General features: G+C 64.0%; 18 protein-coding genes. 11 read left to right on the plus strand and 7 right to left on the minus strand.

From position 1 onward, the window contains the following. Positions 1-143 precede the first annotated feature (143 nt). The 3 genes from JJB74_RS17965 (at position 144) to JJB74_RS17975 (ending at position 2,663) form a co-directional block, all read left to right on the plus strand. Positions 144-443, plus strand: a complete 300-nt coding sequence (locus JJB74_RS17965) for a hypothetical protein (protein ID WP_200594054.1) — start codon at positions 144-146, stop codon at positions 441-443. A 253-nt stretch (positions 444-696) separates the two neighbouring features. Further along, a complete protein-coding gene (locus JJB74_RS17970; RefSeq protein WP_200594056.1) occupies positions 697-1,797 on the plus strand; it encodes an aromatic ring-hydroxylating oxygenase subunit alpha in 1,101 nt (366 codons plus the stop codon). A 23-nt stretch (positions 1,798-1,820) separates the two neighbouring features. Then, the gene (locus JJB74_RS17975; protein ID WP_200594058.1) at positions 1,821-2,663 is read left to right on the plus strand and encodes a sulfurtransferase; all 843 of its coding nucleotides are present in this window, start codon (positions 1,821-1,823) and stop codon (positions 2,661-2,663) included. Here JJB74_RS17975 and JJB74_RS17980 read toward each other — a convergent pair whose 3' ends face one another. The 3 genes from JJB74_RS17980 to polA form a co-directional block, all read right to left on the minus strand. Then, the gene (locus JJB74_RS17980) at positions 2,664-3,341 is read right to left on the minus strand and encodes a ZIP family metal transporter (protein ID WP_234484274.1); all 678 of its coding nucleotides are present in this window, start codon (positions 3,339-3,341) and stop codon (positions 2,664-2,666) included. It lies immediately after the preceding gene. Positions 3,342-3,649: 308 nt separating this feature from the next. Then, on the minus strand, positions 3,650-4,534 hold the full coding sequence (locus JJB74_RS17985; RefSeq protein WP_200594060.1) for a dienelactone hydrolase family protein: 885 nt from the start codon (positions 4,532-4,534) through the stop codon (positions 3,650-3,652). Between the two features lie 190 nt (positions 4,535-4,724). Beyond that, positions 4,725-7,484, minus strand: a complete 2,760-nt coding sequence (gene polA / locus JJB74_RS17990) for a DNA polymerase I (RefSeq protein WP_200594062.1) — start codon at positions 7,482-7,484, stop codon at positions 4,725-4,727. Here polA and JJB74_RS17995 point away from each other — a divergent pair, their 5' ends adjacent. The 5 genes from JJB74_RS17995 to lysM all read left to right on the plus strand — a co-directional run bounded on the left by JJB74_RS17995 (position 7,485) and on the right by lysM (position 11,290). Next, positions 7,485-8,222, plus strand: a complete 738-nt coding sequence (locus JJB74_RS17995; protein WP_200594064.1) for an LOG family protein — start codon at positions 7,485-7,487, stop codon at positions 8,220-8,222. It begins immediately after the preceding gene. A 116-nt stretch (positions 8,223-8,338) separates the two neighbouring features. After that, positions 8,339-8,782 carry a DUF2782 domain-containing protein gene (locus JJB74_RS18000; protein WP_200594067.1) on the plus strand — a complete coding sequence of 148 codons (444 nt, stop codon included), beginning with the start codon at positions 8,339-8,341 and terminating at the stop codon, positions 8,780-8,782. 47 nt (positions 8,783-8,829) lie between these two features. Continuing rightward, complete coding sequence (locus tag JJB74_RS18005) at positions 8,830-9,786, plus strand: homoserine kinase (RefSeq protein WP_200594069.1); 957 nt, start codon at positions 8,830-8,832, stop codon at positions 9,784-9,786. Positions 9,787-9,788: 2 nt separating this feature from the next. Continuing rightward, positions 9,789-10,553: a BPSS1780 family membrane protein gene (locus tag JJB74_RS18010; RefSeq protein ID WP_200594071.1), complete on the plus strand. Its 765-nt coding sequence runs from the start codon at positions 9,789-9,791 to the stop codon at positions 10,551-10,553. A gap of 218 nt (positions 10,554-10,771) precedes the next feature. After that, positions 10,772-11,290 carry a peptidoglycan-binding protein LysM gene (gene lysM / locus JJB74_RS18015; RefSeq protein WP_200594073.1) on the plus strand — a complete coding sequence of 173 codons (519 nt, stop codon included), beginning with the start codon at positions 10,772-10,774 and terminating at the stop codon, positions 11,288-11,290. A 19-nt stretch (positions 11,291-11,309) separates the two neighbouring features. Here lysM and rfaE2 read toward each other — a convergent pair whose 3' ends face one another. Together rfaE2 and JJB74_RS18025 are read right to left on the minus strand one after the other, a co-directional pair. After that, positions 11,310-11,795, minus strand: a complete 486-nt coding sequence (gene rfaE2 / locus JJB74_RS18020) for a D-glycero-beta-D-manno-heptose 1-phosphate adenylyltransferase (protein WP_200594075.1) — start codon at positions 11,793-11,795, stop codon at positions 11,310-11,312. After that, entirely contained in the window at positions 11,795-12,652 is an 858-nt protein-coding gene (locus tag JJB74_RS18025) for a ferritin family protein (protein ID WP_200594077.1), read from the minus strand. Before JJB74_RS18025 ends, rfaE2 begins: the two co-directional genes overlap by 1 nt. Positions 12,653-12,935: 283 nt before the next feature. Here JJB74_RS18025 and JJB74_RS18030 point away from each other — a divergent pair, with 283 nt between their 5' ends. Together JJB74_RS18030 and JJB74_RS18035 are read left to right on the plus strand one after the other, a co-directional pair. Then, positions 12,936-13,505 (plus strand): glutathione peroxidase, encoded by a 570-nt coding sequence (locus tag JJB74_RS18030; RefSeq protein ID WP_200594079.1) that lies wholly within the window; start codon positions 12,936-12,938, stop codon positions 13,503-13,505. 103 nt (positions 13,506-13,608) lie between these two features. Further along, entirely contained in the window at positions 13,609-15,162 is a 1,554-nt protein-coding gene (locus JJB74_RS18035; protein ID WP_200594081.1) for a CYTH and CHAD domain-containing protein, read from the plus strand. A gap of 160 nt (positions 15,163-15,322) precedes the next feature. Here the strand turns inward: JJB74_RS18035 and JJB74_RS18040 are convergent, their stop codons facing one another. After that, on the minus strand, positions 15,323-18,670 hold the full coding sequence (locus JJB74_RS18040) for a hybrid sensor histidine kinase/response regulator (protein WP_200594083.1): 3,348 nt from the start codon (positions 18,668-18,670) through the stop codon (positions 15,323-15,325). A gap of 206 nt (positions 18,671-18,876) precedes the next feature. Next, positions 18,877-19,242, minus strand: coding sequence for a hypothetical protein (locus JJB74_RS18045; protein WP_200594085.1), 366 nt, complete (start codon positions 19,240-19,242; stop codon positions 18,877-18,879). 197 nt (positions 19,243-19,439) lie between these two features. Between JJB74_RS18045 and JJB74_RS18050 the strand changes: the two genes are divergently transcribed. Next, a complete protein-coding gene (locus tag JJB74_RS18050; protein ID WP_200594086.1) occupies positions 19,440-19,685 on the plus strand; it encodes a hypothetical protein in 246 nt (81 codons plus the stop codon). Positions 19,686-19,698 lie beyond the last annotated feature (13 nt).

Raw genomic sequence — 19,698 nt, forward strand, 5'->3', positions numbered from 1 at the left:
TGTTCCCATAATTCATCCGGCAAGCGCCATCCGTCGTCCTGCTTGACCATGCCCATGATGTCCTCCATCAAAAACACTGGCTTGGACAAGCATTACTTCAATTCTTATCCCTACTGGAATAGGCTCTAAATGGAGATCCCGTCATGAGCAAACCTGGAGTAGCCGATACCGAATCGCAAAACGCCATTCTTTCAGACGAAAACCTCGATCTCATCTCTGCAGGATTTGACGCCGCCGCGTACGCGGCAAAACTCAAGAAATATGAAAAGGCAGACTTGGACGCAGAGTACGAGTCAGTCCACACCACTGCAAGAGGCTTGTTGAAGATGGGATTTAATGAGAATTCCGATATTGCAAGGCTATATAGAGAGTGCCGACTTGAAATAAATTGCATGAAAGCCGAATACGCCGCTCGCCACCTTGACCCGCCCTTCCGTTCCTGAGTGTTCATCCCGCTGGCGCAGCACTTGTATAACTGCGCCGGCGCCGCCTTCCGCCCCGCAAACCGTGTGCGCCCTCATTCAAGGCCCCGGAACCTTCCCCATCCTATCAGTCTGACCCAACAAGGCAGACAAAAACCGCTCCTCGGGTATAATCCGCCCCTCGTCCAAAAATTCCCTCTTCATCTCGTTTGAAATCAGGTGTTTGCGGATTCTTTCTCTCTTAGGTTGGTGAAAATTAATTTGGGGGGTAGGGATGTCCGATCTGGCTAATCTCGCCAAGCTGGCGCGTTCCGACGCGCAACTTCCGGTCAACGTCTACTTCGACGATGCACTGCTGAAAAAAGAAATTTCCGAGCTGTTCAATAAAGGGCCGCGCTATGTCGGCCACGAATTGATGGTGCCCGAGGCGGGCGACTATGCAACGCTCGCCTGGGAAAACGAAGGCCGCATGCTGGTGCGTAATGCCGGCGGCATCGAACTCGTTTCCAACGTCTGCCGCCACCGGCAGGCAAAGATGTATACCGGCCGCGGCAATGCGAAGAGCATCGTCTGCCCGCTGCACCGCTGGACTTACGACCTGAAGGGAGAACTGATCGGCGCGCCGCATTTCGGCGAAACGCCCTGCCTGAACCTGTCGAAAACGCCGCTGCAGAACTGGAACGGCCTGCTGTTCGAGCGCAATGGCGTCGATGTCGCGGGCCTGATGGCGAAGCTCTCGGTCACGAAGGACCTGGACTTCAGCGGCTACATGCTGGACCACGTCGAAGTCCATGAATGCGACTACAACTGGAAGACCTTCATCGAGGTCTATCTCGAGGATTACCACGTCGAGCCCTTCCACCCGGGCCTGGGCAGCTTCGTCACCTGCTCGGACCTGAAATGGGAATTCGGCGCGGGCTACAGCGTGCAGACCGTGGGCGTGAACGCCGCTTTGAAAAAGTCCGGCACGCCGGCCTATCGCAAATGGCAGGAACAGGTGCTCAAGTTCCGCAACGGCGAAGCGCCGCCGTATGGCGCGATCTGGCTCACGCTGTATCCGAACATCATGGTCGAGTGGTATCCGCATGTGCTGGTGGTGTCGACGCTGTGGCCGAAGGGCCCGCAGAAGACGGTCAACGTGGTGGAGTTCTATTACCCGGAAGAGATTGTGCTGTTCGAGCGCGACTTCGTCGACGCCGAGCGCGCCGCCTACACGGAAACCTGCGTCGAGGATGACGAAATCGCGCTGCGCATGGATGCGGGCCGCCGCATCTTGGTGGATCGCGGCGTCAATGAAGTCGGACCGTACCAGTCACCGATGGAAGACGGCATGCAGCATTTCCACGAGTGGTACCGGTCGCAGATCGCGTTGTAACGCCCACAGGAAAGGAAGCCGCCATGCCTTGCACCACGCTGATTGTCGCGGACGAGCTCGCGTCGCATCTGCAGGATCCGCGCTGGATCCTGCTCGACTGCCGCCATGACCTGGCCAATCCCGATGCGGGCCGCGCCGCGTTTCATGCCGGTCATATCCCGGGTGCGCAATTCGCGCATCTGGATACCGATCTCGCCGATCTGAGCCCTGCGCCCGATGGCAGCTTTCGCGGTCGGCATCCGCTTCCCGAGATCGACGCCTTCGTCGCCACGCTGCGGCGCTGGGGCGTGAATGCCGACAGCCAGGTCGTGGCCTATGACGCGCACGGCGGCATGTTCGCCGCGCGGCTGTGGTGGATGCTGCGCTGGGTTGGGCACGAGGCGGTGGCGGTGCTGGACGGCGGGCTGCCGGCCTGGCAGGCGGCGGGTTTGCCGCTGTCGACCGAAGAAGTGAAGCGGCCGTCGGGGAACATCGAACGCAGGCCGGCGCTGGTATCGACGGTGGGCGCGAAAGACATCCTGCATGGCGGACTGAAGCTGGTCGACGCGCGCGCCCCCGACCGCTTCCGCGGCGAGAACGAAACCCTGGACCCGGTCGGCGGCCACATTCCCGGCGCGGCCAACCGTTTCTTCAAGAATAATCTGCAGGCCGATGGCCGCTTCAAGCCGGCCGATCAATTGCGCAGTGAATGGAGCGCGCTGCTGCCTTCGATGGAAGGCGCGGTGATGCAATGCGGCTCGGGCGTGACCGCCTGCCACAATCTGCTGGCGCTGGAAGTGGCCGGCCTGCCGGGCGCGGCGCTGTATCCGGGGTCGTGGAGCGAATGGTGCGCGGACCCGGCGCGGCCCGTGGCTGCCGGCGATTGATCAATGGCCGTGCGCGCGCTCGTGCGCGGTGAGAAACAGTACCAGCCCTACGCCGAGCGCGATCAATACCACCTGCGGTATCGTCTCGCGCACCGTCGCGCGGCGCTGCATTTGCGGCATCAGATCGCTGACGGCGATGTAGATGAAGCCGGATGAGGCAAATACCAGCACATACGGTATCCACTGCATGCCGCGCTCGAGCGTGAAATAGCCGAGCACGCCGCCCACCACCGCCATCAAACTGCAAATCAGGTTGTAGACATAGGCGCGGGTGCGCGACAGGCCGGCGTTGAGCAGCACGATGAAGTCGCCAATTTCCTGCGGAATCTCGTGCGCGATGATGGCCAGGCCAGTGACGATGCCGAGCTGCGGATTGGCAAGAAAAGCCGCGGCGATCAGGATGCCGTCGGTGAAGTTATGCAGACCGTCGCCGACCAGGATCATCCAGCCTGCCTTACCGGCCTCATGCTTGTCATGGCCATGCTCATGACCATGACCGTCGCCTTCGTAATGATGCGAGTGCCGCAGAATCGCCATCTTTTCCAGCAGAAAGAAACCGAGCAGCCCGGCCAGAAGGGCGCCGAACAGCGTGCGCGGATCAGCGCCGGATTCGAAGGCTTCGGGCAGCGCATGCAGCAGCGAAGTCGACAGCAGGATACCGACCGACAGGCTGACCATGCGTTCCACCACTCTCGACAGCAGCGAAAACGAAAATACCGCGGCCGCGGAAATGCTGATGACGCCGGCAATCGCGGTTGCCAGCAGGATCGATAGCAGGGTGGAATGAATTTTGAACCTCGGCGTGAAACAACAGCGGATTAAAGCATGGCAGCAGCGGTTTTTACAAATTGGCAGCGGCAATACCGCTGCACGCGACGCGGATGGAACTCGTACCGGATTCTATATGGATAGTTGCTCGCTCACTTTTTCAGGAGCCGGTCATGCCGCGTCATCGCCTTGTCCGAAGCGGCCCCGAACCGGCGCGATCAGCCAACGCCATGTTTGCCGAACCACTCCAGCGCCCGCTTCCAGCCATCCTCCGCATCCTCCTTCACATAGCCCGGCCGGTAGTCCGCATGAAAGCCGTGGCCGGCGTCCGGGTAGATGACGAAGTCCGATTCCTTGCCGGCGCGCTGCAGCTTCAGGCGCATGTCCTCCACCGTCGCCACCGGTATGCCGGCGTCGCGCACGCCGTACAGGCCCAGCACCGGCGCCTTGATGTCAGCGACCAGGTCCAGCGGCTCGGTCGGCGTGGCCGGCGTCTTGTCATTGACCAGCCGGCCGTACCAGGACACGCCGGCCTTGAGCTTCGGATTGTGCGCGGCATACAGCCAGACGATGCGCCCGCCCCAGCAGAAGCCGTTGATGCCGAGTCGATTCGCATCGCCGCCATGCGTGCCGGCCCAGGCGGCGCAGGCATCGAGGTCCTTCATCACCTGCGCATCGGGCACCTTGGCGATCAGGTTCTTCACCAATTCACCGACACTGGCATAGGCATTCGGATCGCCCTGGCGCACGAACAAATCCGGCGCCAGCGCCAGGTAGCCCGCCTTGGCAAAGCGGCGTGCGACGTCGGCGATGTAGTGATGCACGCCAAAGATCTCGGACACCACCAGGATTACCGGCAGACCGGTCTTGCCTTCGGGCTGCGCCAGATAGGCGGGGATGTCGCGGTCGCCGGCCGGGATGCTGACGGTGCCCGCGGTCAGGCCATTGGCATCGGTGGCGATCATGGTGGCCGAGCGCGCCGGCAAGGCTGCCGCGGCAATGCCGGCGCCGAGCGCGGCTTTCAGAAAGTCGCGGCGCACGAGGCCGTCGGAGAAGGACGTGGGAGGAACGAGGCTGTCGATTTCCTGTTTGATGCTTTGCATGCGGGGCTCCGGGTTCGAGGGAATGGCATTACGGGTCATTTCCGCAAGCCCGTAGGGTGGGCGCAGCCCACGCGTGTTCGATCAACGCGTGGGCTGCGCCCACCCTACGGATCGATGTTTCCATTCACAAACGGTAACGCGCGCCATCATAGGCGCAAACGGCTGCGCCCCGTTTGCGCCTGCTCCAAGCTCAATGCGCCTTGTCCCAGTTCGGCCCGACACCCACTTCGGCCAGCAGCGGCACCTTCAGCGTCGCCACGCCGGCCATCAGTTCCGGTACGCGCCGCTTCACCAGCTCGAGCTCGCTCTCCGGCACTTCCAGCACCAGTTCATCGTGCACCTGCATCACCATCTTCGATGCCAAGCCCTCATCGTCGAGCCACCGTTCCACCGCGATCATCGACAGCTTGATCAGGTCGGCCGCGGTACCCTGCATCGGCGCATTGATCGCGGCGCGCTCGGCCCCCTGGCGGCGCGGGCCGTTCGGCGAATTGATTTCGGGCAGCCACAGGCGGCGGCCGAACACGGTTTCGACATAGCCGTCGCGCTTGGCCAGCACGCGGGTTTCATCCATGAAGCGGCGCACGCCGGCAAAGCGCTGGAAATACTTGTCGATGTACATCTGCGCGGCGGCGCGCTCGATGCCGAGGTTGGATGCCAGGCCGAAGGCGCTCATGCCATAGATCAGGCCGAAGTTGATGACCTTCGCATAGCGGCGCTGCTCGCCGCCGACCTCGGCCGGCTTGACGCTGAAGATCTCGGCGGCGGTGGCGCGATGAATGTCCTCGCCCTCGGCGAAAGCGCGCAGCATCGCTTCATCGCCGGACAGATGCGCCATGATGCGCAGCTCGATCTGCGAATAGTCGGCCGACATGATCACGCTACCTTTCGGCGCGATGAAGGCTTCGCGGATGCGCCGGCCTTCGGCGGTGCGAATCGGGATGTTCTGCAGATTCGGCTCGTTCGATGCCAGCCGCCCGGTCACCGCGACCGCCTGCGCATAGTTGGTATGCACCCGGCCGGTAGCGGAATTGACCATCTTCGGCAGCTTGTCGGTGTAGGTGGACTTCAGCTTCGACATGCCGCGATAGTCCAGCAACGCCTTCGGCAGCGGATAGTCCTCGGCCAGCTTCTGCAGCACTTCCTCGTCGGTGGACGGCGTGCCGGACGGCGTCTTCTTCACCACTGGCAGCTGCAGTCGGTCAAACAGGATCTCGCCGATCTGCTTCGGTGAATTGAGATTGAACGGCTGGCCGGCGAGGTCATAGGCTTCGCGCTCGATCTCGAGCATGCGCCGCCCGAGCTCGTTCGATTGCGCGGCCAGCAGATCGGCATCGATCAGCACGCCATTGCGTTCGATGCGCAGCAGTACCTTCGAGGTCGGCATCTCGATGGCTTCATACACATAGCGCAGCTTGTCACTGGGCTCGATGTTGGGCCACATCGCATGGTGCAGCTGCAGCGTGACGTCGGCATCCTCGGCCGCGTATTCGGTGGCACGGTCGAGCGCGACCTGGTCGAAGCAAATCTGCGAGGCGCCCTTGCCGCAGACCTCATGGAAGGTGATGGTCTTGCGATCGAGGTGGCGCAGCGCGAGATTGTCCATGTCATGGTTGCGATGCGACTCGAATACATAGGATTCAAGCAGCGTGTCGTGCAGCACGCCGCCCAGCGTAATGCCGTGATTGGCGAAGATGTGCGCGTCGTACTTCATGTTCTGGCCCAGTTTGGGCTTGTCTTCGGCTTCGAGCCAGGGCCGCATGCGTTCCAGCACATGCTCGCGTGACAGTTGCTCCGGCGCGTCCTGGTAGCTGTGCGCCACCGGGATGTAGCACGCAATGCCGGGCTCGCAAGACAAGGAGATGCCGACCAGCTGCGCCGTCATCGGGTCCAGCGAGGTGGTTTCGGTATCTAGCGCGGTGAGCGTGGCGGCGTCGATGATCGCGAGCCATTTGTCGAGCTGCGCGTCGGTGGTCACGGTTTCATACTCGACGCTCTGCGGCGCCGCAGGCTTGGCCGGCGTGGCGGCATCGCCTGCGCCTGCACCCTCGTCGTTCGCGTTGCCCTTCCCGCCCGCCTCAACGCCGAGTTCTTCGCTCAGTTCGCGCAGCCAGGTGCGGAAACCATAGCGCTTGAAGAAGTCCAGCAACGCGTGCCTGTCTTCGGGCTTGTGCTCCAGGTCCTTGGGAAACTGCGCCATGTGCGCGGCCAGGTCGCAATCGGTCTTCACCGTCACCAGCTCGCGCGCCTTCGGCAGCCAGTCCAGCGCTTCGCGCAGGTTGTTGCCAACCGCGCCGCTGATGCGCTCGGCGTTCTGCATCACGCCATCGAGCGAGTCGTATTGCGCAAGCCATTTCACCGCGGTCTTCGGTCCGACCTTGGCGACGCCCGGCACATTGTCGACCGTGTCGCCGACGAGGGACAGGTAATCGACGATGCGCTCCGGCGGCACGCCGAACTTCTCGATCACGCCGGCGCGGTCCAGCGTCTCGTTGCTCATCGTGTTGACCAGCGTGACATGGTCGTTGACCAGTTGCGCCAGGTCCTTGTCGCCGGTGGAGACCACGACCTTCATGCCATGCTTGGCCGCTTCGACGGCGAGCGTGCCGATCACGTCGTCGGCCTCGATGCCCTCGACCGCGAGTATCGGCCAGCCCATCGCGCGCACCGCTTCATGGATAGGCTCGATCTGCCGGCCCAGGTCTTCGGGCATCGAGGCGCGGTTGGCCTTGTACTCCGGGTACATCTCGTCGCGGAAGGTCTTGCCCTTCGCATCGAAGACGCAGGCAATGTAAGCTGCCGGGTAGTCGTTGCGCAGCCGGCGCAGCATGTTGATCATCCCGTAGATCGCGCCGGTCGGCGCGCCTTGCGCATTGCGCAGGTCCGGCATCGCATGGAATGCCCGGTACAGATAGCTCGAGCCATCCACCAACAACAGGGTTTCGTTCATATGGACAGGGATAGAAAAGTTGTGCCGCAGCTGAGACAGGTGAAGGACATGGCGCGCGCCACGTCGCAGAAGGCCAGCGAGTCATGGCAAATGTTCACGATTATGGCAGAGTTTGTGGAGTCGGCCGAACGGCTCTCCGAGCTGCGACCGGCGGTTTCCATCTTCGGTTCGGCGCGCATCAAGCCGGATCATCCCTGGTATGCCGCGGCGGTGGATATCGCGCGCCGGCTCTCCGACGAAGGCTTCGCGGTGGTCTCGGGCGGCGGCCCGGGCATCATGGAAGCGGCCAACCGGGGCGGCTTCGAAGGCGCCTCGCCATCGGTGGGCCTGAACATCGAGCTGCCGCGCGAACAGGCGCGCAACACCTGGCAAAACATTTCGCTGTCCTTCCGTCACTTCTTCGCGCGCAAGGTCGCCTTCGTCAGGCATGCCGATGCCTACGTGGTGCTGCCCGGCGGCTTCGGCACGCTCGACGAACTGACCGAAGTGCTGGTGCTGATTCAGACCGGCAAGACGCGGCGCATTCCGGTAATCCTGGTCGGCACCGCCTTCTGGAGCGGGCTGATCGATTGGTTCAAAACGCAGTTGCTCGCCGACGGCATGATCGCCGCCGAAGACCTGGACCTGGTGCAACTGATCGACGAGCCGGCGAACGTGGTCAATGCGATCTTCGCGTTCTATGAAGCGCAGCCGATGCCGTCCGAGGAAGAGCTGAGCGAACGCCGCGCCCTGCTCTGACTTTCGGGGCCGCAAGCCCCGGGTTCGCGCATCCGGTTTGCTACAATGTGGGCCCTTGCGCACCGCCCCCGCGATCCTGCCCGCCGGCGCGCTCAACCCGACTGCCGACCTCGTTCATGCGCACCAAGCACACCCTGACAGCATTCGCCTTCGCTTCCCTCATGCCGCTTGCGGCCCTGGCGCAACAGCAGGCGCCCGCGAAGGTGCAGGCGCCGCCGCCGCCGCAAACCATGCCGCTGGAAGAAGGCGAAGCGCCGGCCGTGACGATTCCCGGCGGCCAGCGCCGCGAGGAAATCATCGAACATCGCAAGCAGGGTCGCGTGACCGAGGTCGAAGTGCATACGCCGTCGAGCAGCTACACGGTGCGGCCGAACGAGCAGCCGGGCAGCGCATTGCCGGGCGACGCCGAAAGCAATCGCAACCGCGCGGCGCAATTCACGATCAAGCGTTTCCCGGTGCCCAAGCCGAAGAACGAGGAAGAAGCCGAAGCCGCGGCCCAGCCCGGCGCGCCGGCAGCGCCGGCGGCATCGGGCGCCGCCGCTGCGCCGATCGCCAAGTAACGCCACACAGGCCGACCCTTTCCCCGCACTCCAACGATACGAATCTCATGGCTGTTTTCACCCCGGTCGACATCGACGACCTCGCCCTGTGGGCCGACCAGTACGACATCGGCAAGGTGCTTGCCGTCAAGGGCATTTCCTCGGGCATCGAAAACAGCAATTTCTTCGTCACTACCGAGCGCAATGAATATGTGCTGACGGTGTTCGAGAAGCTGAGCTTCGCGCAGTTGCCCTTCTATCTGAATCTGATGCGCCATGTCGCCGAGCGCGGCGTGCTGGTGCCGCAACCGATCGCCAACCGCAGCGGCGAACTGCTGACGGCCATGCACGGCAAGCCGGCCGCGCTGGTGACCAAGCTTGAAGGCGCATGCCAGATGGCGCCGAAGCCGCGCCACTGCGCCGAGGTCGGCGCGATGCTGGCGAAACTCCATCTCGCCGCGCAGGACTATGCGCTGCGCCAGCCGAATCTGCGCGGCCTGGAATGGTGGCGCGAAACCGCGCCGGTGGTGATGCCCTTTCTGCCGCCGGCGGAACAGGCGCTGCTGCGCGAGGAACTGGCCTTCCAGGAAGACTATGCAGCCAGCCCGGCCTATGCCCGCCTGCCCAGCGGCCCGGTGCATGCCGACCTGTTCCGCAACAATGTGATGTTCGATGGCGAACGCCTGACCGGCTTCTTCGATTTCTATTTCGCCGGCGTCGATACCTGGCTGTTCGATGTCGCGGTCACGGTCAACGACTGGTGCGTGAACGAACCGGACGGCACGCTCGATGTCGAGCGGGTGCGCGCGCTCCTGGCCGCGTATCACGCGGTGCGGCCCTTCACCGATGAGGAAGCGCAGGGCTGGCGCACGATGCTGCGGGCCGGCGCGCTGCGCTTCTGGCTGTCGCGGCTGTACGACCTGCATCTGCCGCGCGACGCGGAAATGCTCACGCCGCACGATCCCGCGCACTTCGAGCGCATCCTGCGCGAGCGCATCGCGCAGCCGATACCGCCACTGGTCTGAGCATGGATACCCTTCCCGCAAGCGCCGGATGGCAATGGGTGCGCGACGGCTTCACCCTCCTGCGCCGGCAGCCGGCCGAATTGTGCACGCTGTTCCTGTCCTACCTGTTCCTGATGCTGGCGCTGAGCTTCATACCCGTCGCCGGGCAATTGCTGCCGCTGCTGCTGATCCCGGTGTTTTCGATGGCCTTCATGCAGGCCTGCGTGCTGGTCGAAAAGCGCAAGCGCGTGCTGCCCAGCCTGCTGCTATACGGATTCCGCTCGAAGGCCTTCGGCAACCTGGTCAAGCTCGGCGCGCTGTACGTGCTGGCAGCGGCGCTGGCCATCGGCGTGTCGGTGCTCATCGACGGTGGCGCGCTGCTCGACATCATGACCGGATCCGGCAAGGTCGATCCGGAAAACATGCCGGGGCTGCGCCTGCCCCTGGCAATGCTTGCCGCCGCGACGATCTATACGCCGGCGGCAATGGCGTTCTGGTACGCGGCGCCACTGGTGACCTGGCAGGAAATGGGCATCTTCAAGGCGCTGTTCTACAGCTTCTTCGCCGTGCTGCGGGCCAAGGGCGCCTTCCTGATCTACGGACTGGGCTGGATGCTGATGGGCGTAATGCTGCCGCTGCTGTTTTCCTCGGTGCTGGGAGCGGTGACGCAATCGACCTCGCTGATGATGATCGTGCTGATTCCGCTGTCGGTCATCCTGACGGTGGCGATGTACTGCTCGTTCTATGCGACCTATGTCGCGTTTTTCCCGAGGCCGGAATCCGCGTAGGTTGGGCTGAAAGCCCAACGGAAGTCCGCACGGGCTCGGGCTTCATGTTGGGCTTGGCAGCCCAACCTACGCAGCCCAACGGTACGACAAGCGCATGAGCTTGCAGCCCAAGTTACCCATGGCGCAAGCTGATTCGCCTGTATGTGCGAAATCGCACAGATGACTTGCCCCACCGCGGCTACCCTTGACGGCTCAACAATGACTGCAAGGAGTGCACCATGGGAATTCTGTCCTTTGTCAAGGAAGCCGGCGAGAAACTGTTTCACACCGGCCAGAACGCCGCACCGGCAGCCTCCGGCGCCGCGCCATCGCCGGCTGCCGCGCCCAGCGGCGCCGAAGTGGCCTCGCTGAACGAGACCGCGGCCAATGCCATCCTGAACTACATCAAGACTCAGAACCTGCCGGTCAACGATCTGAAGGTGACTTACGACGGGGCCAGCGCCACCGCGACGGTATCAGGCCAGGCGCAGGATCAGGCGACGAAGGAAAAGGTGCTGCTTGCCTGCGGCAACATCCATTCGGTGGCGCAGGTGGACGATCAGCTGAGCGTGGCGCAGCCGGCGCAGGAAGCAAAGTTCTACACGGTCAAGAGCGGCGACACGCTGTCGAAGATTTCGAAGGAAATGTACGGCGACGCCAACAAGTACAACACCATCTTCGAAGCGAATCGGCCGATGCTGACCAGCCCAGACAAGATTTATCCGGGCCAGATGCTGCGCATTCCGGCGCAGGCCTGATTCGCGTTGATCGAAGGGATCAGGAGGCCCTGATCCGCTTCAGCAGCTTGGTGGTGGAGCGGTCGTGCTGGAAATCGATGGCGACCGCGCGGCCGCCGGCTGCCAGCACCGCTTGCCCTTCCGGGATCGATGCCATGTCGTAATCGCCGCCCTTCACATAAATGTCCGGGCGGGCGATCTGCACGGTTTCGAGCGCGGTGTCCTCGTCGAAAGCCACCACCAGCGACACCGATTCCAGCGCCGCCAGCAGGGCCATGCGGTCTTCGCAGGCATTGAGCGGCCGGTCGTCCCCCTTGCCGAGACGCTTGACCGAGGCATCGGTATTGACGGCGACGACCAGGGAGGCGCCAAGGGCGCGCGCCTCGGCGAGATAGCTCACATGGCCGCGGTGCAGGATGTCGAACACGCCATTGGTCAGCACCACGGGCTTGGGCAAGTGCGCGATGCGCTGCGCCAGTTCTTCGCGGGAACAGAGCTTGCGTTCGAAATCCGGCGCCGCGCGCATCAGGCTTCCTGCGGCGCTGACTCGGCCGCCATGTTGGTCACGACTTCCTTGCGATAGCGGTTCAGCTCCTGCACTGTGGTGAGCGGCCGATCGAACAGCAGCGACAGATTGTGCAGAATGCGGTCGACCACCTTCTTTTCCCATTCGGCATCGAAGCGGATCTGGTCATCGAGCCAGGCTTCCAGCCATTCCGGGTCCGGCAGACGGCTTTGCACAGTGTCGTTCGGGAACAGCGCCTGGTTCACATGCAGATTGGTCGGATGCAGCGGCTTTTCGGTGCGGCGCGCCGAAGCCATCAGCACGCCGATCTTCGCGAATGCCACACGCGCCACGTCGCCATGCTGAGCCAGCGCGCGTTTCATGTAGCGTAGATAGGCGCCGCCGTGGCGGGCTTCGTCGTGGCTGATGGTCTTGTAGATGTCGCGGATCACCGGTTCGGTATGCCATTCCGAGGCGCGGCGGTACCAGTGATTCAGGCGGATTTCGCCGCAAAAATGCATCATCAGCGTTTCCAGCGGCGGCGCCGGATCGAATTCGAAGCGCACGTTGTGCAGTTCTTCTTCGGTCGGCGCCAGGTCCGGGCGGAAGCGGCGCAGATATTCCATCAGCACCAGCGAGTGTTTCTGTTCTTCGAAGAACCAGACCGACATGAAGGCGCAGAAGTCACTGTCGGAACGGTTGTCACGCAGGAACATCTCCGTTGCCGGCAACGCCGACCACTCGGTGATCGCATTCATCTTGATGGTCTTTGCCTGCTCGTCGGTCAGCAGGCTGCCATCGAAACGATCCCATGGAATGTCCTTGTCCATGCTCCAGCGCACCTGCTCGAGCGATTTAAACAATTCTGGGTACAGCATTGAAAGCCTTCGTGTGGATTTGGATAAGCCTTTGATTTTAGCAGGTAAAACCCGGAATTCTCACGAAAGGGCATGGATTGCGGTCAATAGGAGACATAGATGCCTCTCCAGTCAAGCGCCATTTTTAGCTTTTAACAATGATGGATCGTCGTTATGGCGCGGCTTCAGGAGTGATCTTCCCTGCATTCTGCGTGGCTCAAAGAAATGCGCAGGAATGCGTCTTGAGCTTCTGCGAGAACGCGGCATAGAATGCCGGGCCCATCGTCCCTACAGGAGCCGTGCCATGCGCCACCGCCCGCTTTCCCGACTTGCCTTAGCCCTCTTCCTGGCGCTGCCCGCGGCGGCGCCGGCCTTCGCCGAAGCCTCGTGCCCGGCAGTGCTCAACCAGCAGTTCAAGCGCCTGCAGGACGATGCGCCGCAGAACCTGTGCCAGTACGCCGGCAAGGTCGTGCTGGTGGTGAACACTGCCAGCAAATGCCGCTACACGCCGCAATACGAAGGCCTGGAAGCGCTGTATGGCAAGTACAAGGACCAGGGCCTGGTGGTGCTGGGCTTTCCGTCGAACGACTTCGGCGACAAGGAGCCCGGCGACAGCAAGCAGATCGCCGACTTCTGCTTCAACACCTATGGCGTGAAATTCCCGATGTTCGCCAAGACCTCGGTCCTCGGCAAGGATGCCAATCCGCTGTTCGCCGATCTCACCAGGACAACCGGCCAGCCGCCGGCCTGGAATTTTCACAAGTACCTGATCGGCCGCGATGGCAAGGTCATTGCCAACTATCCGTCCCGGGTCACGCCGGACGACAGCAAGCTCGTCACCGCGATCGAAAAGGCGCTCGCCCAGCAGCAATGAGCGATCCCATCGGCCGCAGCGCCGTTTCGCATCGGTTGACGGCCGCCAACGTCCAACTTGCACGGATGGCTATACTGGCCGTTTTCCCGATACGGACGCGCCGATGGAAATCGAACTCAAGCTGCAGATCGACCCGGCGGATGCGCCAGCCCTGCGCGCGCATCCGCTGATTGCAAAGTACGCGGTCGGCGAGCCGGTGCGCCAGACCCTGTTTTCCACCTACTACGACACCCCCGACCTGACTTTCCTGAAGCCCCGCGCCGGACTGCGCGTGCGCCAGACCGACAGCGGCTGGGTGCAGACCATGAAGGATGGCGGCGGCGTGTCAGGCGGGCTGCACAGCCGCAATGAATGGGAAGCGCCGGTGGCATCGGGCGCGCCGGACCTGGCGGCGCTGCGCGAGCTCGTTGGACCCGATTCACCCTGGCATGCGCGTCTGGCCGACCCGGAACTGGAATCGGCGCTCATCCCCGTGTTTTCCAACCGCTTCGAGCGCACCGCCTGGCAACTGCGCCTGCCCGGCGGACAGATGGTGGAACTGGCGCTCGATCTCGGCGAACTCGAACGCAATGACGTGCGCGAGCCGATCAGCGAAATCGAGCTGGAAATCAAATCCGACTCCGGCGATGCCGCGCCGCTGTTCGACTTCGCGCTCGAATTGCAGCGTGATATTCCGCTGCGCATCTGCAATGAAAGCAAGGCGCAGCGCGGTTACGCGATGCTGTCGCCGCAGGAGCCGCCGGTGGTGAAGGCGCGCGCGGTGCGGCTCGATGCCGGCATGAGCGCCGAAGATGCGCTCGCCGCCATCGCTGCCAATTGCCTGGAGCAGATCCAGGGCAACGAAGCCGGCATCGTCAGGAGCGCCGACCCCGAGCATGTGCACCAGATGCGCGTCGGCCTGCGCCGGCTGCGTTCGCTGCTGAAGCTCTACCGCGACCTGGCGAGCTTGCCGCCAGAACTGGCGCAGGAATTCGCCTGGCTCGGCACGGAACTCGGCGCCTCGCGCGACTGGGAAGTGCTGGCCGACAGCACGCTGGCCGACATCCTGCGCGCCAGCAGCCTGCATGGCGCATCGGAAGACGAGCTGCCGGCGCTGCAGCTGGCAGCGCAGCGCGTGGCGCAAGCCAATCGGGCGCGCGCGGCAGAAGCGGTGTCGTCGGTGCGCTATGCGCGGATGATGCTGTGGCTGGCCGCATGGATCCATGGCCGGCGCTGGCAGCGCGATGCGCATCCCGAGCAGAAAGCCGGGCTTGGTGCAGCGGTCAAACCCTTTGCTTCAGACGTGCTGGACGGCGCCAGACGCCGCCTGAAAAAGCGCGGCCGGCATCTCGCGCAAGCCGATGCCGAAGAGCGTCACCGCCTGCGCATCGCCGCCAAGCGCATGCGCTACGCCACGGAATTTCTTGGCTCGCTGTATGCGCAGCGCGAAGTGCGGCGCTATGTGAAAGCCTTGTCCGCGCTGCAGGATACGCTGGGCCAGCTCAACGACGCGGCGGTGGCGCAGGCACTGCTGCGCGAGCTGGCGCAGCGCGAGCCGGCGCAGACGCTGGGCGCCGGCATCGCCGCGGGCTACCTGGCGGCGCGAAGCGAACAGGAGCTGCGCGGGCTGCGCAGGCAGTGGAAGCGGCTGCGGCATGTGACTGCGCCGGGGCGGTGAGCCGGGGGAAGGAAAACGGCAGGCGTAGGTTGGGCTGACGAAGGAAGCCCAACATGCTTGCGGCCCGCGGCAGTTCGATGTTGGGCTTGGCAGCCCAACCTACGCAAACCCGGCATGCTCGCGGCTCACAGTCGTTCGATGTTGGGCTTGGCAGCCCAACCTACGGCGTAATTTCCTCGGCAACCTCCGCCAGCACCGCCTTCAATTGCCCGATGTCATACGGCTTGGCCAGCGACCGCGACGGCAGTTCGAGGTGATTGCTGACCGAGGCGCCATAACCCGAAGCGAAGATGATCGCAATGCCCGGCCGCTGCCGCGCCGCCTTGCGCGCCAGTTCCACGCCGGACATGCCGGGCAAGTTCACATCGGTAAACAGCACATCGAATTCGCCTTCATCCAGGCGCGTCAACGCGTCCTCGGCATGGCCCACGCCGGTGGCCGCATGGCCAAGCGCGCCCAGCAGCTCGCAGACCAGCACTCGCGCATCCTCGTTGTCCTCGACCACGAGAATGCGCAGCGCCCCTTCCGCAGCCTTTGTCGGCGCCGGCTCTTCGCGCAATGCCGGCACCGCCGCTTCGCTTGCCACCGCCTCCGGCGCCGCTTCGCGCAGGGTCGGTTGTTGCGCGGCGCGCGCCAGCGTCACCTGCTGCCGGTTGGCGAAGATGTGGCGGATCTTGCGCGCCAGGTCGATGCGGCGATACGGCTTGGACAGCAGCTCCACGCCCTCGTCGAGGCGGCCGCCGTGCATGATCGCTTCCTGGGTATAGCCGGAGGTGAACAGCACCGCGATGTCCGGGATCAGCATCCGCGCCTGCCGCGCCAGCTCCACGCTGCGCACCGGGCCCGGCATGACGACATCGGTAAACAGCATGTCGATCGGCATGCCGCTGCGCAGGATCACCAGCGCGCTTTCGCCATCGTCGGCCTTCAGCACCCGGTAGCCGAGCGTGGTCAGCGTATCGACCACGGTGGCCTGCACATCCGGATCGTCTTCGGCCACGAGGATGGTTTCATTGCCGCCGACCACCGGCCCGGACAAGACCTCGGAAGCCGCGGTTTCCGGCTGCAGCGAGCGCGGCAGGTAGATGCGTATCGTGGTGCCGATGCCGACCTTGCTCCAGATGCGGATATGGCCGCCGCTCTGGCGCACGAAGCCGTAGGCCATCGACAGCCCGAGCCCGGTGCCTTCGCCTTCCGGCTTGGTGGTGAAGAAGGGTTCGAACGCCTTTTCCAGCACGGTGGGCGACATGCCGCAGCCGGTGTCGGCCACGGCCAGCATCACGTATTCGCCCCCTGGCGCGATTTCGCCGGCGACGTCGCGCGATTCGGCCAGCGTCGCATTCGACAGTTCCAGCGTCAGCCGGCCCGAGCCTTCCATGGCGTCGCGCGCATTGATGGCCAGGTTCAGGATCACGTTCTCGATCTGCCCCGGGTCGGCCAGGGTGTTCCACAAATCGTCGGCGATGCGGGTCTCGACCAGCACCGCCTCGCCCAGCGCACGGCGCAGCAGGTCGTCCATGTTCTGCACCAGCCGGCCGAGATTGATGACCGCCGGCTGCAGCGGCTGGCGCCGCGCGAAGGCGAGCAGTTGCGAAGACAGCTTTGCGCCGCGCAGCACGGCGGCGACCGCGGTATCGAGCCGCTTCTGCGCAGCGGTGTCGCCGGCCAGGTGGCTCTGCAGCAATTGCAGATTGCCGCCGATGACCTGCAGCACATTGTTGAAATCGTGCGCCACGCCGCCGGTGAGCTGACCGATGGCTTCCATCTTCTGCGCCTGGCGCAGCGCGGCTTCGGCATCGGCGCGGCGGCCGATTTCCTCGACCACGCGCTGCTCCAGGGTCTCATTCAGATCGCGCAGCGCGTCCAGATGCTGGCGGCGCGCGGCGATGTCGGTGAAGGTGCACAGCGCGCCCTGCAACGCGCCGTGGCGCCGCACCGGATGCACCCGGTATTCGACAGGAAAGCTGCTGCCATCGACGCGGTAAAAGCATTCGTCATCGGCGATCAGCGATTCGCCGGCTTCGGCGGCGCGCCGTATCGACGCATCCAGGCCGTCGTCGGGATTGCCGTCCGGGCGTGAATGGCGCAGCACCGCGTGCAGATCCCGGCCCAGCACATCGGTCGGCTGCGCATAGCCGAGCATGCGCAGAAAGGCGCGGTTGCACAGCGTGAGCTTGCCGCGCAGATCGACCGAGAAGAATCCCTCCTCGGTGGAATCGAGCAGCAGGCGGATGAATTCGCTCGATTCCTGCAGCCGCGCCTCGCTTTCGCGCAGCGCTTCCTCGATGCGCTTGCGCTCGGTGATGTCGAAGGCCACGCCGACATAGCGCCGCCCGTTGCCGCGCTCGATCACCTTGCCGCGCCGCGCCAGCCAGCGCTGCTGGCCATTGTCGGCGCGCTTGATGCGGTATTCCGCGTATTCAAGCGGATTGACATCGCGCGCCAGCTTGACCGGGCCGACTTCGTTGCGGTCGTCCGGATGCACCATCGTCACCAGCATTGCGCCGCTGATCAGCCCCTGTTCGGGCAAACCCCAGAGTTCGCGATAGGTATCCGAGCAGATCAACTCGTCGGTATCGGGAAACCATTCAAAACTGCCGATGCCGCCGGCTTCCTGCGCAATGCGCAGCCGCTCGGCCGCGGCGGCGCTCTCGGTCACGTCGGCGCCCTGCACGAAAATGCCGGCGACGCTGCCCGCGGCATCGCGGATCGGCTGGTACACGAAATCGAGCAGGAAGGATTGCAGCCGCCCGCCCGGCGCGGTGCGAAAGCGCATCTGCATTTCCTTGCCGACATACGGCTGCCCGCCGGCATACACGCCGTCGAGCAGGGAAATGATGTCCTGGTCAAGCAGCTCCGGCAGCGCTTCGCGCACCGGCAGGCCGATCAGCTCGCGTTGTCCGACCAGGCCCAGAAAGCGCTCGTTGGCCATCGTGAACACATGCTGCGGTCCGCGCAGCACTGCGGTGAAGCCGGGCGCCTGTTCGAACAGGCCGCGCAGGAAATCGGTTTCATCGGCCAGCGCATGGCGCGCGGCATCGGCGGCGCGGCGCTCGCTGATGATCGCCTGCTGCAGTCGGCGCACGGTGCGATTGTCGCCACCACTTTGCGCGCCATCCTGTGTCTGCATTGCCGCATCCGGTAGCGCCAGTGCCAGCCGCCCGGCGCCGTCCCCCAGATTGGTGACATGCAGCCGGTAGCCGGGACAACCGGGCAACGGCGCTTCGGCCTGCGCACTCGCCTGCAACAATTCCGGCCAAACCGCCTCCGCGGGCGCGCCGAATGCCTCCTTTGCACGCGGGCCGGCCAGGTCGGCGAAACGGTCGTTGAAGATCAGTGTCTGTTCCGCGCCCCAGATCAGCAGCATGGCCAGCGGCGAATCGCGCACGATGTCGACCGCCAGGCGCAACGGCGCCGGCCAGGCCGAAACGGGACCAAGCGCGGTCTGCGACCAGTCAAAGCTCAGTACGCGCTCGCGCATGGCTGGCGAGCGTAGAGGCGGGTTCATCAGGTATTCGAAGGAGGAAAAATATGCAGCAGCAGCTGCGGGTCTCGAATTCTAAGTCCGAATACCGAACTGAGCAGTGGGGTTTGCGCAAACGCAAAGGGAAATTGCGCAACAGGAGCGCGTGCGGCGAAGAAAATGTTCCTCGGGAACACGCCATACGGTGCGCATGGAATGCCGGCAGCGCCATGCGGCGCTGCCACGATGCTTCAGTTACCGCGCGATGGAAAGCCGCTGTTGCCCAGCACCATGCCTTCCACCGGCTCCTCCGGCGCACGCTCCGGGCCGCTCGTTTCCCGGGCGCGCTCGGGCGGCTCGGTGTCGGAAGTGCTGGCGCCGGCAGGAACCGGCTTGTCCTTCTCCGGCGGCGCCCGGCGCGGCTGCGAACGCGGGTCGCCCGGCATTTCGGCGAACTGATCATCCTTCGCGGTTTCGATGAACAATTGTTCGTCGACTACGGTCTGCAATTGGCTGCCATCCATCGCATGCGTGATCTTCGTCCCGGTTTCGCTTACCCATTCGCGATCCTTGCCCTCCTTGCCATCCTTGCCGCTGGCGCGATCCTGCTTGCTCATGCTGGCCTCCTGCTGATGTTTTCAGACTTGCCATCATAAAACGCGTCCGCGCCCCGGCACTGTCGGCGCGCAAGCGGATGCGGCGTAGGAAAGCACTGATTCTCCGGATGCGGTCAAGGCTTGTCGAAAGCCCAAGGCGGGCGATGACCGGTCGCATTAGAATTGTGACTTCTTCGATATTCCGAGCAGGTGACGTCATGACCGACAAGCCGCAAACCGAGCAGTTCGCCACCGATCTCGAGCAGCGTTTTTCCGACCTGGTCCAGTGGGCGGTTTCCAACTGGCCGGACCGCGACCGTCCACTCGCCCCCGCCGACATGGATGATGCGCGCCGCGCCGTGCATGCGATCGTGCAGCGCCTGCGTCATCCGGACGGCGAAGCGCTGGCGCCGTCAGAGGGCGGCGCCCAGTATGTGAACGTGGCGCCGACGCCATGGCCGTGATGCGTTCGACGCG

Source organism: Noviherbaspirillum pedocola, assembly GCF_016632335.1.
Lineage (GTDB): Bacteria > Pseudomonadota > Gammaproteobacteria > Burkholderiales > Burkholderiaceae_D > Noviherbaspirillum_A > Noviherbaspirillum_A pedocola.

Excerpts from the sequence above, each read along its gene's own strand:
- JJB74_RS17965 (WP_200594054.1), top strand. The coding sequence starts at position 144 with ATGAGCAAACCTGGAGTAGCCGATACCGAATCGCAAAACGCCATTCTT.
- JJB74_RS17970 (WP_200594056.1), top strand. The coding sequence starts at position 697 with ATGTCCGATCTGGCTAATCTCGCCAAGCTGGCGCGTTCCGACGCGCAA.
- JJB74_RS17975 (WP_200594058.1), top strand. The coding sequence starts at position 1,821 with ATGCCTTGCACCACGCTGATTGTCGCGGACGAGCTCGCGTCGCATCTG.
- JJB74_RS17980 (WP_234484274.1), bottom strand. The coding sequence starts at position 3,341 with ATGGTCAGCCTGTCGGTCGGTATCCTGCTGTCGACTTCGCTGCTGCAT.
- JJB74_RS17985 (WP_200594060.1), bottom strand. The coding sequence starts at position 4,534 with ATGCAAAGCATCAAACAGGAAATCGACAGCCTCGTTCCTCCCACGTCC.
- polA (WP_200594062.1), bottom strand. The coding sequence starts at position 7,484 with ATGAACGAAACCCTGTTGTTGGTGGATGGCTCGAGCTATCTGTACCGG.
- JJB74_RS17995 (WP_200594064.1), top strand. The coding sequence starts at position 7,485 with ATGGACAGGGATAGAAAAGTTGTGCCGCAGCTGAGACAGGTGAAGGAC.
- JJB74_RS18000 (WP_200594067.1), top strand. The coding sequence starts at position 8,339 with ATGCGCACCAAGCACACCCTGACAGCATTCGCCTTCGCTTCCCTCATG.
- JJB74_RS18005 (WP_200594069.1), top strand. The coding sequence starts at position 8,830 with ATGGCTGTTTTCACCCCGGTCGACATCGACGACCTCGCCCTGTGGGCC.
- JJB74_RS18010 (WP_200594071.1), top strand. The coding sequence starts at position 9,789 with ATGGATACCCTTCCCGCAAGCGCCGGATGGCAATGGGTGCGCGACGGC.
- lysM (WP_200594073.1), top strand. The coding sequence starts at position 10,772 with ATGGGAATTCTGTCCTTTGTCAAGGAAGCCGGCGAGAAACTGTTTCAC.
- rfaE2 (WP_200594075.1), bottom strand. The coding sequence starts at position 11,795 with ATGCGCGCGGCGCCGGATTTCGAACGCAAGCTCTGTTCCCGCGAAGAA.
- JJB74_RS18025 (WP_200594077.1), bottom strand. The coding sequence starts at position 12,652 with ATGCTGTACCCAGAATTGTTTAAATCGCTCGAGCAGGTGCGCTGGAGC.
- JJB74_RS18030 (WP_200594079.1), top strand. The coding sequence starts at position 12,936 with ATGCGCCACCGCCCGCTTTCCCGACTTGCCTTAGCCCTCTTCCTGGCG.
- JJB74_RS18035 (WP_200594081.1), top strand. The coding sequence starts at position 13,609 with ATGGAAATCGAACTCAAGCTGCAGATCGACCCGGCGGATGCGCCAGCC.
- JJB74_RS18040 (WP_200594083.1), bottom strand. The coding sequence starts at position 18,670 with ATGAACCCGCCTCTACGCTCGCCAGCCATGCGCGAGCGCGTACTGAGC.
- JJB74_RS18045 (WP_200594085.1), bottom strand. The coding sequence starts at position 19,242 with ATGAGCAAGCAGGATCGCGCCAGCGGCAAGGATGGCAAGGAGGGCAAG.
- JJB74_RS18050 (WP_200594086.1), top strand. The coding sequence starts at position 19,440 with ATGACCGACAAGCCGCAAACCGAGCAGTTCGCCACCGATCTCGAGCAG.